Origin of the sequence: Pseudomonas sp. HD6515 (genome assembly GCF_024971855.1) — a bacterium.
Classification (GTDB): domain Bacteria; phylum Pseudomonadota; class Gammaproteobacteria; order Pseudomonadales; family Pseudomonadaceae; genus Aquipseudomonas; species Aquipseudomonas alloputida.
Map to the genome: position 1 here is coordinate 4,976,460 of NZ_CP079827.1, position 14,760 is coordinate 4,991,219.

Annotated in this window: 13 protein-coding genes; 5 read left to right on the top strand and 8 right to left on the bottom strand. The window is 63.2% G+C overall.

Annotation, left to right across the window (positions count from 1 at the left end; genetic code table 11):
- The first annotated feature begins 223 nt into the window (after window positions 1-223).
- The 3 genes from plsB to KW568_RS23055 all read left to right on the top strand — a co-directional run bounded on the left by plsB (window position 224) and on the right by KW568_RS23055 (window position 3,905).
- Entirely contained in the window at window positions 224-2,710 is a 2,487-nt protein-coding gene (gene plsB / locus KW568_RS23045; protein ID WP_259536913.1) for a glycerol-3-phosphate 1-O-acyltransferase PlsB, read from the top strand.
- Window positions 2,711-2,786: 76 nt separating this feature from the next.
- The gene (locus tag KW568_RS23050; protein ID WP_003252249.1) at window positions 2,787-3,185 is read left to right on the top strand and encodes a YbaY family lipoprotein; all 399 of its coding nucleotides are present in this window, start codon (window positions 2,787-2,789) and stop codon (window positions 3,183-3,185) included.
- A 33-nt stretch (window positions 3,186-3,218) separates the two neighbouring features.
- Window positions 3,219-3,905 (top strand): DUF4197 domain-containing protein, encoded by a 687-nt coding sequence (locus KW568_RS23055; RefSeq protein ID WP_003252248.1) that lies wholly within the window; start codon window positions 3,219-3,221, stop codon window positions 3,903-3,905.
- Window positions 3,906-4,085: 180 nt separating this feature from the next.
- Here the strand turns inward: KW568_RS23055 and KW568_RS23060 are convergent, their stop codons facing one another.
- Window positions 4,086-7,151: an efflux RND transporter permease subunit gene (locus KW568_RS23060; RefSeq protein WP_047604490.1), complete on the bottom strand. Its 3,066-nt coding sequence runs from the start codon at window positions 7,149-7,151 to the stop codon at window positions 4,086-4,088.
- A gap of 6 nt (window positions 7,152-7,157) precedes the next feature.
- Complete coding sequence (locus KW568_RS23065) at window positions 7,158-8,258, bottom strand: efflux RND transporter periplasmic adaptor subunit (RefSeq protein ID WP_012053558.1); 1,101 nt, start codon at window positions 8,256-8,258, stop codon at window positions 7,158-7,160.
- Window positions 8,259-8,533: 275 nt separating this feature from the next.
- Here KW568_RS23065 and KW568_RS23070 point away from each other — a divergent pair, with 275 nt between their 5' ends.
- Window positions 8,534-9,175 (top strand): TetR/AcrR family transcriptional regulator, encoded by a 642-nt coding sequence (locus KW568_RS23070; RefSeq protein ID WP_234547576.1) that lies wholly within the window; start codon window positions 8,534-8,536, stop codon window positions 9,173-9,175.
- A 115-nt stretch (window positions 9,176-9,290) separates the two neighbouring features.
- Here the strand turns inward: KW568_RS23070 and KW568_RS23075 are convergent, their stop codons facing one another.
- Both KW568_RS23075 and KW568_RS23080 read right to left on the bottom strand, forming a co-directional pair.
- Window positions 9,291-10,253, bottom strand: a complete 963-nt coding sequence (locus KW568_RS23075) for an RHS repeat-associated core domain-containing protein (RefSeq protein WP_234547578.1) — start codon at window positions 10,251-10,253, stop codon at window positions 9,291-9,293.
- 198 nt (window positions 10,254-10,451) lie between these two features.
- Complete coding sequence (locus KW568_RS23080; RefSeq protein ID WP_060537760.1) at window positions 10,452-11,228, bottom strand: class I SAM-dependent methyltransferase; 777 nt, start codon at window positions 11,226-11,228, stop codon at window positions 10,452-10,454.
- A 104-nt stretch (window positions 11,229-11,332) separates the two neighbouring features.
- Between KW568_RS23080 and KW568_RS23085 the strand changes: the two genes are divergently transcribed.
- Window positions 11,333-11,953 (top strand): hypothetical protein, encoded by a 621-nt coding sequence (locus KW568_RS23085; RefSeq protein WP_033725782.1) that lies wholly within the window; start codon window positions 11,333-11,335, stop codon window positions 11,951-11,953.
- A gap of 2 nt (window positions 11,954-11,955) precedes the next feature.
- On the opposite strand, the gene KW568_RS23090 is transcribed toward KW568_RS23085, so the two are convergent.
- Genes KW568_RS23090 through KW568_RS23105 form a run of 4 tightly spaced genes read right to left on the bottom strand, consistent with a single transcriptional unit; the run spans window position 11,956 to window position 14,667 of the window.
- Window positions 11,956-12,645 carry an extensin family protein gene (locus KW568_RS23090; protein WP_054889490.1) on the bottom strand — a complete coding sequence of 230 codons (690 nt, stop codon included), beginning with the start codon at window positions 12,643-12,645 and terminating at the stop codon, window positions 11,956-11,958.
- Window positions 12,645-13,475, bottom strand: a complete 831-nt coding sequence (locus KW568_RS23095; protein ID WP_054889489.1) for an oxaloacetate decarboxylase — start codon at window positions 13,473-13,475, stop codon at window positions 12,645-12,647. Before KW568_RS23095 ends, KW568_RS23090 begins: the two co-directional genes overlap by 1 nt.
- A gap of 28 nt (window positions 13,476-13,503) precedes the next feature.
- A complete protein-coding gene (locus KW568_RS23100) occupies window positions 13,504-14,373 on the bottom strand; it encodes a DUF72 domain-containing protein (RefSeq protein ID WP_259536916.1) in 870 nt (289 codons plus the stop codon).
- Window positions 14,374-14,376: 3 nt separating this feature from the next.
- Entirely contained in the window at window positions 14,377-14,667 is a 291-nt protein-coding gene (locus tag KW568_RS23105) for a hypothetical protein (RefSeq protein WP_003252232.1), read from the bottom strand.
- Window positions 14,668-14,760: the final 93 nt, after the last annotated feature.

Sequence of the window (14,760 nt, forward strand, 5' to 3'; positions counted from 1 at the left end):
CCGGATTTTTATTGTGAAGATCGCCTTGCAGGCATGAGGTCACCTGCCCCGTGCCAACGCCGCTTGCCGAAATATCCTGCAAGTGGCAGGCCGAGTATATGACACAGAACAAAAAAAATTGATGACGGTCCCGTCGTTGGCCGAATTTTGCTGAACTTACGCCGATACGGCAGACTAAATAGCAGAATACTCACCTGAACATCACACCCAGGGCACACACCCCATGACCCGTTCCCCCCTGCACCGCCTGATATTCGGCGGCCTGCGTCGCCTGTTGTACCTGTGGGTGCGCTCCGAGACCATCAACCAGTCTTCCATGACCCTCAACCTCGACCGCAGCCGGCCGGTGTTCTATGCGCTGCCCTCGCCCGCGCTCACCGACCTGGCCGTGCTCGACCACGAGTGCACCAAGGCGGGGCTACCGCGCCCGGTGCTGCCGGTAGCTGTCGGCCCACTGCAGGAACCCGCCGCGTTCTTCTACCTGACCCCCGACCCGGACTGGCTCGGCCGCCAGGACAAAAGCGGCGCACCGCCCACCCTCGAACGCCTGATGGCTGCTGTCAGCCAGCATGCTGAAGAAGATGCGCAGATCATTCCTGTCAGCGTGTTCTGGGGCCAGACCCCGGCCAGCGAGTCCAGCCCCTGGAAGCTGCTGTTCGCCGACAGCTGGGCGGTAACCGGGCGCCTGCGCCGGCTGCTGACCGTACTGATCCTGGGGCGCAAGACCCGGGTACAGTTCTCCGCGCCAATCCACCTGCGCGAGCTGGTGCAGCACAACAAAGGCCACGAGCGCACCGTGCGCATGGCCCAGCGCCTGATGCGCGTGCACTTTCGCAACCTCAAGACTGCCGTCATCGGCCCGGACATCTCGCACCGACGCACCCTGGTCAAAGGCCTGGTCCATGCCCCGCAAGTGCGCCAGGCGATTGCCGACGAAGCGCAGCGCGAGAACCTTCCGCTGGCCAAAGCCGAGGCCCAGGCACTGCGCTATGGCAACGAGATAGCCTCGGACTACACCTATACCGCCATCCGCTTCCTCGAAGTGGTGCTCAGCTGGTTCTGGAACAAGATCTACGACGGCATCAAGGTCAACCACATCGAACAGGTGCAGGGTATCGCCCCTGGCCATGAAGTGATCTACGTGCCGTGCCACCGCAGCCACATCGACTACCTGCTGCTGTCGTACCTGCTGTTCCGCAACGGCCTCACTCCGCCGCACGTGGCAGCAGGCATCAACCTCAACATGCCGGTGGTGGGTAACCTGCTACGCCGTGGTGGCGCCTTCTTCATGCGCCGCACGTTCAAGGGCAACCCGCTTTACACGGCGGTGTTCAATGAGTACCTGCATACCCTGTACACCAAGGGCTTCCCGGTCGAGTACTTCGTCGAAGGCGGCCGCTCGCGCACCGGGCGCATGTTGCAGCCGCGCACCGGGATGCTGGCCATTACCCTGCGCAGCTTCCTGCGTTCGTCGCGTACGCCAATCGTGTTCGTGCCGGTGTACATCGGCTACGAGCGCGTGCTTGAAGGCCGTACCTACCTGGGCGAACTGCGCGGCGCCAGCAAGAAGAAGGAGTCGGTGCTGGACATCTTCAAGGTGTTCGGCGCACTCAAGCAGCGCTTTGGCCAGGTCTACGTCAACTTCGGCGAACCCATCCGCCTGGCCGGCTTCCTCGACCAGCAGCAGCCCGGCTGGCGTGAACAGGATCACGGTCCGCAGTACCGGCCGGACTGGCTCAACGCCGCCACCGCCCGCCTGGGAGAAACCGTGGCCCGCCACCTCAACGAGGCGGCGGCCATCAACCCGGTCAACCTGGTGGCCCTGGCACTGCTGTCCACCAGCCGCCTTGCCCTGGACGAGCGCGCCCTGACCCGCGTTCTCGACCTGTACCTGGCGCTGCTGCGCCAAGTGCCCTACTCGCCGCACACCACCCTGCCCGAGGGCGACGGCCAGGCACTGATCGAACATGTGCGCAGCATGAACCTGGTGGCCGAGCAGAAGGATGCCCTGGGCCGCATCCTCTACCTGGATGAAGGCAACGCGGTGCTGATGACCTACTACCGCAACAACGTGCTGCACATCTTCGCCCTGCCGGCGCTGCTGGCCAGCTTCTTCCTCAGCAGTTCCCGCATGAGCCGCCAACTGCTGGGCCAGTATGTGCATGCGCTTTATCCCTATCTGCAGGCCGAACTGTTCCTGCGCTGGACACCAGAACAGCTGGACGAGGTCATCGACCAATGGCTGGTCGCGCTGGTGGAACAGGGCCTGCTGCGCCAGGACAACGACCTGTACGTGCGCCCGGCGCCCAGCTCGCGGCAGTTCGTGTTGCTGACCCTGCTGGCCCGCACCATCACCCAGACCCTGCAGCGCTTCTACATGGCAACCTCGCTGCTGATCAACAGCGGGCAGAACAGCCTGAGCGCCGAAGCGCTGGAAGACCTGTGCGTGATGATGGCCCAGCGCCTGTCGATCCTGCATGGCCTGAACGCACCGGAGTTCTTCGACAAGACGCTGTTCCGCCACTTCATCCAGACCCTGCTTCAGCAAGGCGTGCTGCACGCCGACGCGCAAGGCAAGCTGGGTTATCACGACAAGCTCGGCGAGCTGGCCGAGGGCGTGGCCAAGCGAGTGCTGTCGGCCGAGCTGCGCCTGTCGATCCGCCAAGTGGCCCTGCACCGTGACGACGGGTTGGAAACTTCGACCCTCTAACGGTTCATCGGTCGGCAAAATCCGCTAAAGTCCGTGGGGTTGGCCACAAGCCAGCTCCAAGGACACCGGAGATTCCATGAAAAAGCTCTTTATGCTGTGTTGCGCATCCCTGCTTGCAGCCTGCTCCAGCCAAACCCCACCCAACCAGGCCAGCCTGGACGGTGAAGTCTTCTACCTGCAGCGCATTGCCCTGCCGCCTGCCGCCACCCTGAGCGTGGAACTGCAGGATGTGTCGCTGATGGACGCCCCTGCCGTGACCCTGGCGCGCCAGGCCGGCCCGGTCAAAGGCAACGTGCCGCTGCCGTTCCATCTCACCTATGACCCCGCGCAGGTCAAGCCTGGCCACCGCTATGCGGTGAGCGCGCGCATCGAGCTGAATGGCAAGTTGCTGTTCATCAATACCGAACACCACGGTGTCGCGCTTGATGGCAGTGACCCGCAATCGGTACGCATCAAGGTAGATCAGGTTCGCTGATACCCGTACTCATCCGTTTACAAGGAAAGCTTCATGATCCGCACTTCCCTGCGCTTCACCACCCTGTGCGCCGGCCTGCTGCTGTCGGCCAGTGCCCTGGCCCTGTCGCTGGGCGACCTCAGCCAGAAAGACGCCACCGGCGGCCTGAAAGATGCCCTGACCCAAGGTGCGCAGCTGGCCGTCAAGCAACTGAGCACCCCAGGCGGCTTCAGCAACAACCCGGACGTGCGCATCGAGCTGCCAGGCAACCTGGGCAAAGCCGCCAAGGCGATGAAAATGTTCGGCAAGGGTGAACAGGTCGAAGCCCTGGAAACCAGCATGAACAAAGCCGCCGAGGCCGCCGTGCCGCAGGCCCAGGCGATTCTGGTGGATGCCGTGAAGAACATGAGTGTGACCGACGCCAAAGGCATCCTCAGCGGCGGTGACGACTCGGCCACCCAGTACCTGAACAAAAGCAGCCGCGAGCAGATCCGCGCCAAGTTCCTGCCAATCGTCAAGCAGGCCACCGACAAGGTTGGCGTGGCCCAGCAGTACAATGCCTTCGCCGCCCAGGCCAAAGGCCTGGGGCTGGTCAAGGATGACGCCAATATCGAGAACTACGTGACCGAGAAGGCGTTGGATGGTTTGTTCGAGATGATCGGCAAACAGGAGCAGAGCATTCGCCAGAACCCGGCAGCTGCGGCTACCAGCCTGGCCAAGAAGGTCTTCGGCGCGCTGTAGGAGCGGGTTCACCCGCGAAAGGGCCGGGCCTGCTGGCCAATTTTCACCAGCCGCTCACCGTTGCTGCCGCCACCGTATTCGCGGGTAAACCCGCTCCTACACGGCGGCGGGGTTGGACACAGGCCGTCGTAGGAGCGGGTTTACCCGCGAAGGGAGGGCTAAGCCCTCCCCCTGCGGTCTTCAGCCCTTCTTCACCCTGAACCAAGCCGCATACAACGCCGGCAGGAACAGCAGTGTTAGCACCGTGGCCACGATCAACCCACCCATGATCGCCACCGCCATCGGTCCATAGAACACACTACGCGACAACGGGATCATGGCCAGCACCGCCGCCAGCGCGGTCAGCACGATCGGCCGGAAGCGCCGCACCGTAGCCTCGATGATCGCCTGCCAGCGCTCCATCCCCGCTGCGATGTCCTGCTCGATCTGGTCCACCAGGATCACCGAGTTGCGCATGATCATCCCCGCCAACGCAATGGTGCCGAGCATGGCGACAAAGCCGAACGGCTGGCGGAACACCAGCAGGAACAGGGTCACACCGATCAGCCCCAGCGGCGCGGTGAGGAACACCATCACCGTGCGCGAGAAACTGCGCAGCTGGATCATCAGCAAGCTCAGGACTACCACGATGAACAGTGGCATGCCGGCATTCACCGATTTCTGCCCCCGTTCGGAGTCCTCCACCGTGCCGCCCACCTCCAGCAGGTAGCCATCGGGCAGCTTGGCGCGGATGTCCTGCAGGGTCGGCAGAATCTGCTTCACCAGCGTCGCCGGCTGCTCCTGGTCGTAGATATCGGCACGCACGGTCACCGTCGGCAAGCGGTTGCGGTGCCAGATAATGCCTTCTTCAAAGCCGTACTCCAGGGTCGCCACCTGCGACAGCGCCACGCTCTGGCCATTGTCGGTGGGCAACGCCAGACTACCCAGGTTGCCCAGCTCGCTGCGTTCCTGCCGGGTGCCGCGCAGCAGGATCTCGATCAGTTCGTTGTCCTCGCGGTACTGGCTGACCGTGGTGCCGATCAGCGAGCTTTGCAGGAAGCTCGCCAGGTGCGAAGTGCTCACGCCCAGCGCACGGGCGCGGTCCTGGTCGATTTCGAGGAACACCGCCTTGCTGGGTTCCTCCCAGTCCAGGTGCACGTTCACCACGTGCGGGTTCTCGCGCACCTTGTCCGCCACTTCACGGGCCAGTGCACGGGCCTTCTCGATATGCTCGCCAGTGACCCGGAACTGCACCGGGTAACCCACGGGTGGGCCATTTTCCAGACGCGTGACCCGGGCGCGCAGGTCGGGGAACTGCTGGTCCACCGTGCTGATCAGCCAACTGCGCAGGCGTTCGCGGTCTTCCATCGACTTGGCCAGCACCACGAACTGGGCAAAGCTGGCTGCCGGCAGTTGCTGGTCCAGCGGCAGGTAGAAGCGCGGCGAGCCGGTGCCCACATAGGCCACGTAGTTGTCGATACCGTCCTGCTGCTTGAGCAGCGCCTCCAGCTGCTTGACCCGCTCGGCGGTATTGGCCAGCGAGGCGCCTTCGGCCAGCTTCAGGTCAACCATCAGCTCCGGGCGCCCGGAGGCCGGGAAGAACTGCTGGGGTACGAAGCGGAACAGCAGGAGGCTGCCGACAAAAGCGGCAACGGTCAGCAGGATTACCGTCTTGCGCCGCCGTACGCACCACTCCACCAGCCGTCGCACGCGCTGGTAGAACGGGGTGGCGTATGGGTCTGGTGCATGGCCATCCTTGCCATGACGCGCCGCATGCAGCTTGGCCAGGTCGGGTAGCAGGCGCTCGCCCAGGTAAGGCACGAACACCACAGCCGCCACCCAAGAGGTCAGCAAAGCGATGGTGACCACCTGGAAGATCGACCGGGTGTATTCGCCCGTGCTGGAGGCCGCGGTGGCAATTGGCAGAAAGCCTGCTGCCGTGATCAGCGTACCGGTGAGCATCGGGAAGGCCGTACTCGTCCAGGCATAGCTGGCTGCCTTGAGGCGGTCATAGCCCTGCTCCATCTTGATCGCCATCATCTCCACGGCAATGATCGCGTCGTCCACCAGCAAGCCCAGGGCCAGCACCAGCGCGCCAAGGGAAATCTTGTGCAGGCCGATGCCGAAGTAATGCATGGCGGCAAAGGTCATGGCCAACACCAGCGGAATGGCCAGCGCCACCACCAGGCCAGTGCGCAGGCCCAGCGAGAAGAAGCTCACCAGCAGCACAATGACCAACGCCTCGACCAGCACCTGCACGAATTCGCCCACGCCGGCCTTGACCGCCGCCGGTTGATCCGAAACCTTGCGCAGCGCCATGCCGGCAGGCAGGTTATGCGCCAGGCGCTCGAACTCGCCTTCCAGGGCCTTGCCCAGTACCAGGATGTCGCCACCGTCTTTCATCGACACCGCCAGGCCAATGGCATCCTCGCCCATGAAGCGCATGCGCGGTGCAGGTGGGTCGTTGAAGCCACGGTGCACCTCGGCGACATCACCAATCCGGAAGGTGCGATCCCCCACGCGAATGGGGAACTGGCGGATCTGCTCGACACTGTCGAAACGCCCGCTCACGCGCAGTTGCAAGCGCTCGCTGGGCGTCTCGAAGAAACCGGCGGTGCTCACCGCGTTCTGTTCTTGCAACGCCTTCTGCACGGCTTCCAGGGGCACGCCGAGGGTGGCCAGCTTGAGGTTGGACAGCTCAATCCAGACTTTCTCGTCCTGCAGGCCGATCAGCTCGACCTTGCCCACATCCTTGACCCGCTGCAGCTGGATCTGGATACGGTCGGCGTAGTCCTTGAGCACCGCATAGTCAAAGCCTTCGCCAGTCAGCGCATAGATATTGCCGAAGGTGGTGCCGAACTCGTCGTTGAAGAACGGGCCCTGGATCTCCGGCGGCAAGGTGTGGCGAATGTCCGCAACCTTCTTGCGGATCTGGTACCACAACGCGGGGATGTCCTTGGAGTGCAGCGAGTCACGGGCCATGAAAGTAACCTGCGATTCGCCGGGGCGAGAGAACGAGACGATTCTCTCGTACTCACCGGTTTCCATCAGCTTCTTTTCGATGCGCTCGGTCACCTGTCGCGACACTTCTTCAGCGCTGGCGCCTGGCCACAGGGTGCGGATGACCATGGCCTTGAAGGTGAATGGCGGATCCTCGCTCTGGCCAAGCTTGGTGTACGACATGGCGCCAATGACGGCCAGCAGGATCATCAGGAACAGGACGATCTGGCGGTTGCGCAGCGCCCAGGCAGAAAGGTTGAAACCCATCGGGACTTACTCCTTGGCCGTCAGGTTCACTACACGGTTGCTGCGGTCCACGGGGCGTACCTCCTGGCCCTCGCGCAGTACATGGCCACCAGCGGCAACCACCCAGTCACCCGGGTCCAGGCCTTCGAGCACCGGCACACTGTCGCTGCCATAAGCCCCCAGGCGCACGGTCGCCCGCTCCAGGCGGCTTTCCTTGTTCACCCGCCAGACATAGGCCTGACCGTTTTCCGCAGTCACGGCAGACAGCGGTACCGCCAGCGGGATCAGCCCGTCCTTGGCGATGAACACCCGGGCGCTCTGGCCCAGCTCGGCCGGTACGGCGGCCGTGGTGAAGGCGATGCGCGCCGCGAACGTGCGCGAGCGCGGGTCGGCGGCCGGTGACAGCTCGCGAATGCGCCCCTGGAAACGCGCCTGCGGGTGCGACCACAGCTCCACGCTCACCGGTTGGCCCACAGCGAAGCGGGCGAACTGCTGCTCCGGCAGGCCGATGGCCACTTCTCGCTCGCCATCGGCGGCAAGGGTGAACACGGTCTGCCCGGCGGCGACCACCTGGCCCACTTCAACCTGGCGCTTGGCGATCACCCCGGCTTGCGGCGCACGCAATACGGCATATTCGGCCTGGTTGCCCGCCACATCGAACTCGGCCTTGGCCTGCTTCAGACGGGCAAGGCCGGCGCGGTAGAGGTTTTCGGCGTTGTCGAACTGGGAGTGGCTGACCATCTGCCGTTCCAGCAACTTCTGGTAGCGGTCGCGCTCGGCGCGCACCAATGCCAGGTTGGCCTCGGCAGCCGCCAGCTGGGCGCGGTTGGCTTCAAGTTGCAGGCGCACGTCCTGCGGGTCCAGCTCGGCCAGCGGCTGGTCGGCCTTGACCCGCTGCCCCTCCTCCACCAGTCGCTTGCTGACCTTGCCGCCAATGCGGAAGGCCAGCTCCGGCTCGAAGCGCGCGCGCACTTCGCCGGGGTAACTGTCGGCAGCGGCTTCGGCAGGCTGTGGCTGCACCACCAGCGCCGGGCGCGGCGCGGCGGGTGGGGCGGCTTCCTGACCACACGCCGCCAGAAGCAGGGCAGCGGCGGCGGGCAGAGCGATGGACAAGGCATGGCGCAACATGATGAATCCTTTCGCGGAGTGCACATTTAATATTTGTACTGACTGGTATATTAAATCAGCGCAACGATGCCGGGAAGGGTATGCGCGGGTTTTTCGAGGGTGCGGTTTGAGCCCATTACCCCCCGCGTTTCGCGCCTGGGTGCGCAGTGGGTGGTCAACGGCACCTTCGCAACGACATTCTTGTCAATCAACTGTCCACTGGCAGACAGCAGATAATGCAGCCTGGCTTTAGCCGGATGGCGCGTGACCCGTTAAGATGGTGAACCTTCAACCAGATGCAGACCACAATGTCCAACGACGCACCCATCGGCCCGGGCCGGCCCAAGGACCTGGCCAAGCGCGAGGCGATTCTCGAAGCGGCCAAGGCGCTGTTCCTCAGCCTTGGCTACGCCAACACCAGCATGGATGCGGTCGCTGCGGCGGCAGGTGTTTCAAAGCTCACCGTGTACAGCCACTTCACCGACAAGCAGACCCTGTTCTGCTCGGCGGTCATGGCCACCTGCCAGATCCAGTTGCCTGACCTGCTGTTCGAGTATCCCGAGGGGGTGCCGGTGGAAGACGTGCTGCTGACCATTGCCCGCAACTTCCAGGCGCTTATCAGCAGTGACGAAGCGATCAAGCTCAGCCGCCTGATCATGGCCCAGGGCAGCCTGGACCCGAGTTTTGGCGAGTACTTCTACGAAGCCGGGCCCAAGCGCGTGCTCGCAGGCATGGAAGCGCTACTGCGCGGGGCACATGAGCGCGGGCTGCTGCGCATCGACAACCCCTTGAGGGCGGCGGAGCATTTCTTCTGCCTGGTCAAGGGGGCGCCAGATTACCGCTTGCTGCTGGGTTGTGCGGGGCCGCTAGAGGGCGATGAAGCCGAGGCGCATGTGCACGAGGTGGTAAAAGTGTTCTTACGGGCGTTTAGGGACTGAGAAAAATCTTCATTAATACTTTTTCAATCACTCACTAGCCAAACTTCTGCCTTCTGCCTTCTACGTGAGTGCACGCAGAAGGCAGCTGATATAGAGCTCATCACACCCAAGCCATTTATGCGGGACGCCTTCTGATCTCTGCTATTAACGCGGCTTGAATCATTAGGTCTCGCGAGGATCCCGCTGCGGACATACGAGCATTAACCGCATCCAAATCACTTAAAAGATCTTTCAAATCACGCGCTTTGATTTCACTTTCGAGCGAGTCCTTGTGTACATTCAACGATTGAGCATAGCGCTTTCCGGCTTCAACATCCGGACCTGAATCATGCGATTGGAAGAATACTTTCTTGCTTTCTGAAAATGTTCTCGTAGGTGCGTTAAACTGCGCAAACAAACGATGCTGCTCAGCGATTTCGTGCGAATTGAATAATGACTCAAATGAAACATCCTCTCCAACCCCTGCTCTACTCTCTGGTATGATACGATCAGCCCCATTACGCTTATAGATTCTTTCCTTCGACACTAGAGAGTTAGACTCCATTACTTTCTGCACGGGTCTATTTGGCCTTGATTGTTTTCTTTGAATTGTCACCCTAACTCCAGCATGCCCCGTCGGGTCAATACGGTTCACAGGATCTCCCACACAATACGCATACGCATTAAAACTACCTGCACCGAATGGGCTCCAACTGTCCGGGCTGCAAAAGCGCATCATGACCGGGCTGAATTGCCTGTAACCATTCCCCAGATGGTAAAGCCCCGAACTCGCATCCAGCCGCTCGCCACTGAAGGCAAGCAACGACAGCAAGCCGCTACCCTGATTGTGATGCCCATAGGGCGAGTAAGCCTGTGATTCCAGGCGTTTCTTTTCATAAATGAATAGGACCGAGCGCTGCTGGTCGGATGCCGCCAGCATGCTGGACAAGCCCGAGGACTGGTGATCTTTCTGAGCCAGCGCCAGGCCATTAGCCTGAAAGAAACGCCAGCGGGCATCGCCATTCAATTCAGCAACTATCTTGCCGTTACAGTAAAAAAACTGGCGGCCAGCTTGCCGGGCATAAGGAGCAGGCGACATGAACATTACCCTCCATCAGGATCAAATGTCCGTTAGGATCGCGCCCTTAGCCAACTAATGACTACTGGCAGAAATAACAGGTCATTGTGGGAGCGAGTTTCCCGCGCAGGAGGCGCCGCAGTGGATGGCACCGGCGTTGCCGGTATTCGCGGCTAAAGCCGCTCCTACAATCGTGCTAGCCGGCCAGATAGGGGCAGGTCAGGCCTTCAAAGCCTTCTTCGGATAGATGTCATACCGGCTCGACTTGCCTTCCAGGCTATGACTGGGCTTCGGCCCATCGATGATCGGTGCCTTGCGTGGGCGCTTCACCACCACACGGTGGCTGGCCAGCGCCAGGGCGGCTTCGAGCAGGGCCGGGGCATCCAGGTCATCGCCCACCAAAGGCCGGAACACGCGCATTTCCTTTTTCACCAGGGCGCTCTTGTCCCGGTGCGGGAACATCGGGTCGAGGTAGATCACCTGCGGCGCCTCCCCTTCCCAGGCGCGCATGCGCTCGATGGCGTTGCCGGTCAGCAGGCGCATGCGCCCGACAATCGGGCCCACCTCTTCATCCGCCCGCGCCCGCGCCAGGCCGTCCTCCAGCAGCGCGGCAATCAGCGGCTGGCGCTCGATCAGGGTCATCTGGCAGCCAAGGCTGGCCAGCACGAACGCGTCCTTGCCCAGCCCCGCCGTGGCATCCAGCACCTGCGGCCGGACACCTTGGGCAATGCCCACAGCCTTGGCGATCATCTGCCCGTTGCCACCGCCAAACTGGCGGCGATGCGCAGCCTGGCCTTCGACGAAGTCTACACGCACCGGCCCGGGCGCCTGCGGGCCCAGTTGCTGAATCTGCAAGCCGTCGGCGCCCACCTGCACCGCGAAGGCGGCGGTATCGTCCTGCAGCGGCAGGCCCAGGCGTTCAGCCCACGCCCTGGCCTGTTGCGCATACTCAGCTGCCATCGCCTCGACCCTGATACCCGTGCCTTGCTCTTCCATCGTTCACACCCGAAAAATCAAACCAAGCCCTTAATGAATCGGCAGCCACGGCCGATACAGGCAATATCCCGCTATTCTGCCAGAGCACAGCGCGCACGACTGCCATGTCAGATACTCTTCCCATCGGCTTGACCTATTTGTCGCCTGTCGGCAACTACAGTCAGCACAACACCCAGGCACTCGGGGGCGTCAGCCACCTGTGGCAGGATTTCTTTGCCCGGGCCATGGCCGAGCAGCAGGAAGAGCCCGTAGACGGCGTCAGCCAGTCGTTCGTGCAGTACGACCAGGACAGCGGCGAACCCATCGGCGGCGCCCGTGCACTGGCGTTGATCGACGCCCAGCGCGCCTGCCCGGTGCACGACACCATCGTGGCGCCGCCCGAACCGTTGTTTCTGCCCAAGGCCGAGCTTGAAGCCAAGCTGCTGCCGCCGGCCCCCGAGCCGTTCAGCGCCATGGAACTGATCGAGCAGCAGCGTCAGCTCGACATCAACAACAGCTGGCTGCGCCCGGTGGTGATGAGCCAGGGTCAGCCGATCGCCGAACCCGGCCCTGGCCCCACGCCGCGGTCGCTGTTCCTGCCCATCGCCGAGCTGGAACGCAACCTGCTGGACCCGGCCCCGGAACCGTTCGACGACCCCACCCTGGCCAAGCAGCAGAATGACCTGGCGTTCGACATCCACTGGGCGCGTCCAGTGGTGCTGAACAACGTGCGCGCTCACGCCTGAGGCTAGCGGCACACCTGCCAGCGCCCCATGTCCAGGTGAAAGTGATTGTGGTGAGCCGCGTTGTAGTCCGGCCCCAGCACCGTGCTGAAGCTCTCGCAAGCCGCCCGCTGCACCCGACGCAGGAGTTCGGCCTTCTGCCCACCCGCCTGCCAGTCACGCGCCAGCACGATCCGCTGGCCGTCCTGAAGGCGGAAACCGCTGATGTCCAGGGCATTGGCCGTGGCGTGCTGGCTCAAACGGCCCTGCTTGCGGTGGTAGACATTGCGGCAGGCAAAGCTGCCCAGGTGATCGACCTGCGTCACCGGTTGCCCAAATACCTCCTGCGCCGCCGGCTGCAACCCATGGTTTTCGAACAGTGCATAGGCCACCGCCAACGGGCAACTGGCCAGAAAGCTGCTGCTCAGCCGCGCCAGGCCGCCCTCGATACGCCATACGTTCTGCAGCGGGCAGTTGGCCGACGCCGGGCTGTCGGCTTGTGCCCGGTAACGCAGGTGGCTGGTTTCCAGCGCCTGCCGGCACAGCGCTGGGTCATCGCGCAGGCGCGACAGTTTGTAGGGGGTCAGCAGGTTGGGCGGCTGGCGTACGTCCAGCGGCGCCCAGGGGTTCCATGCGGCAGGCAGGCGCCAGCCGAAGTGCCAGGCCAGGCCGGCCACCGTCAGCAGGCTGGCCAGTAGCGCCAGCAATGCCCTCATCAGCGGCGGAACAGGTCGTTCAGTTGGGCAAACGGCATGGCCTGCTCACCGTAGCCGAACGTGCCCTCACCGCGAATTTCCTGCGCGGCCCGGTACAAGGCCCCGAGCGCAGCACGGGCCAGCGACGAGCCAACGCTGACGCGGCGCACGCCCAGGTCCTGCAACTGGTTGACGCTCAGCGGCACGCCCGCCATGCCCATCAGCACATTCACAGGGCGCGGTGCGACTGCCTGCACCACGGCACGGATTTCCTCCACGGTGCGCAGCCCGGGGGCGTAGAGCACGTCGGCACCGGCTTCGGCATAGGCTTGCAGGCGCAGGATGGTGTCGTCGAGGTCCATGCGCCCGTGCAGCAGGTTTTCTGCACGGGCGCACAAGGTGAACGGGAATGGCAGGCTTCGCGCAGCCTGTACGGCAGCGCGCACGCGCTCCACAGCCAGCCCGAAGTCATAGATGGGCGCATCACTGCGGCCACTGGCATCTTCGATGGAACCGCCCACCAGGCCAATTTCGGCGGCACGCAGAATGGTCTGGGCACAGTCTTCGGGCAAGTCGCCAAAGCCGTTTTCCAGATCGGCGGCCACCGGCAGCGCGGTGGCATCGACGATCTCGCCGGCATTGTCCAGCGTATCGTCCAGGCTCAAGGCGCCTTCGGCGTCCGGCCGGCCAAGGCTGAAGGCCAGGCCTGCACTGGTGGTAGCCAGCGCCTCGAAACCCAGGCTGGCGAGCAACTTGGCGGAGCCGGCATCCCACGGGTTGGGGATGACGAACGCGCCGTCGCGCGCGTGTAACGCCTTGAAGGCCTCAGCTCGCAGGGTTTGCACATCCATGGTTCAACCTCCGGCAGTCAGGGAAAGGTCAGAGTAGCCCCAATTGTTCGACCTCAGGGGCGCGCGGCAATTCCGGCAAAGGTGCCAGACCCGGCAGCCGTGCCATCAGGCGCTGATGGAAACGCTGGGCCAGCGCCGCAGCCAGGCGATTGTCCGAGGTGTGCAGGAAGATATAGGGATTGCGGCCTTCCTCGATCCAGGCGGCGACTTTTTCTACCCAAGGGCTGAGGAAGGTGTGGTTGGCCTCCAGTTCCGGATGGCCAATGAAGCGAACCTGCGGGTGCTGGCTGAAGGCTGCCGGCCGCGGTGGCACCTTGGGCTTCTTCGACTGCGCATGCAGCACGGCAGGGTCGCGCGAGGTGCAACTGAACAGCGCGCGCGGGTCGAGGCAGATACGCTCCACACCGCGTTCGTGCAGCAGGCGGTTGAGCAGGCGTTCTTCCTCACCCTTGGCAAAAAAGGCCTGGTTGCGCACTTCCACAGCCACGGGCACGGCAATCTGATCGAGGAAGTGACAAAGCTCACCCAGCCGCGCCGGGCCGAACTGGGCCGGCAACTGCAGCCAGTAGGGTGATACGCGCTGGCCCAGCGGGGCCATCAGCCGGGTGAAATCGAAGGCAGGCTCAAGCTGGTCACGCAGGTCGCCCTCATGGCTGACATCCCGCGGAAACTTGGCAGTGAAGCGAAAGTGCTCTGGCATGACCTGCGCCCAGCGGGCAATGGTGCCGGGAGCGGGACGTGCGTAGAACGTGGTGTTGCCTTCGACGGCGTTGAATACCTGGCTGTAGAAGCCAAGCATTTGATTACTGTTGGCGTCAGCGAGGTACAGGTAGTCGCGCCAGGCGTTTTCGCTCCACGACGGGCAACCGAGAAAGTAAGGCAGTGGTAGGGGATTCATCCATCAAATGTACAGGTCGAGCCCCAGTACTTCCATGTCCCAGTCAGTAAAGCCTGCAGTGCTCAGGTAGCTGGCCAGTGCGGTGGCGGTGCGGCGGTCACGGGCGCGAGGGAAAACCATGTCCTGCTGGCGGGCTGGCAGGCCACCACCAGGGCGGCGGGCGGTGGCTTCCTGCGGGGCGGCTTCTGCCTCCTCGATCACCTCGGCGTCGTCGATGGCCTCGTCACGCACCGCTGCTTTGCGCGAGAGGCGCTTGAGCGGGTAGGACTGCGATGAGAAACCGTCGATACGCATGGCATGAGCACTCAGGACCAATGATGGCAATTTAGCAGCATCAGAGTTCCGTCGCTAATGCTTGAGTGATAACTGGACCACAGATCGCGCAAA

Excerpts from the sequence above, each read along its gene's own strand:
- KW568_RS23105 (WP_003252232.1), bottom strand. The coding sequence starts at position 14,667 with ATGCGTATCGACGGTTTCTCATCGCAGTCCTACCCGCTCAAGCGCCTC.
- plsB (WP_259536913.1), top strand. The coding sequence starts at position 224 with ATGACCCGTTCCCCCCTGCACCGCCTGATATTCGGCGGCCTGCGTCGC.
- KW568_RS23060 (WP_047604490.1), bottom strand. The coding sequence starts at position 7,151 with ATGGGTTTCAACCTTTCTGCCTGGGCGCTGCGCAACCGCCAGATCGTC.
- KW568_RS23095 (WP_054889489.1), bottom strand. The coding sequence starts at position 13,475 with ATGGATGTGCAAACCCTGCGAGCTGAGGCCTTCAAGGCGTTACACGCG.
- KW568_RS23100 (WP_259536916.1), bottom strand. The coding sequence starts at position 14,373 with ATGAATCCCCTACCACTGCCTTACTTTCTCGGTTGCCCGTCGTGGAGC.
- KW568_RS23055 (WP_003252248.1), top strand. The coding sequence starts at position 3,219 with ATGATCCGCACTTCCCTGCGCTTCACCACCCTGTGCGCCGGCCTGCTG.
- KW568_RS23050 (WP_003252249.1), top strand. The coding sequence starts at position 2,787 with ATGAAAAAGCTCTTTATGCTGTGTTGCGCATCCCTGCTTGCAGCCTGC.
- KW568_RS23085 (WP_033725782.1), top strand. The coding sequence starts at position 11,333 with ATGTCAGATACTCTTCCCATCGGCTTGACCTATTTGTCGCCTGTCGGC.
- KW568_RS23070 (WP_234547576.1), top strand. The coding sequence starts at position 8,534 with ATGCAGACCACAATGTCCAACGACGCACCCATCGGCCCGGGCCGGCCC.
- KW568_RS23075 (WP_234547578.1), bottom strand. The coding sequence starts at position 10,253 with ATGTCGCCTGCTCCTTATGCCCGGCAAGCTGGCCGCCAGTTTTTTTAC.
- KW568_RS23065 (WP_012053558.1), bottom strand. The coding sequence starts at position 8,258 with ATGTTGCGCCATGCCTTGTCCATCGCTCTGCCCGCCGCCGCTGCCCTG.
- KW568_RS23090 (WP_054889490.1), bottom strand. The coding sequence starts at position 12,645 with ATGAGGGCATTGCTGGCGCTACTGGCCAGCCTGCTGACGGTGGCCGGC.
- KW568_RS23080 (WP_060537760.1), bottom strand. The coding sequence starts at position 11,228 with ATGGAAGAGCAAGGCACGGGTATCAGGGTCGAGGCGATGGCAGCTGAG.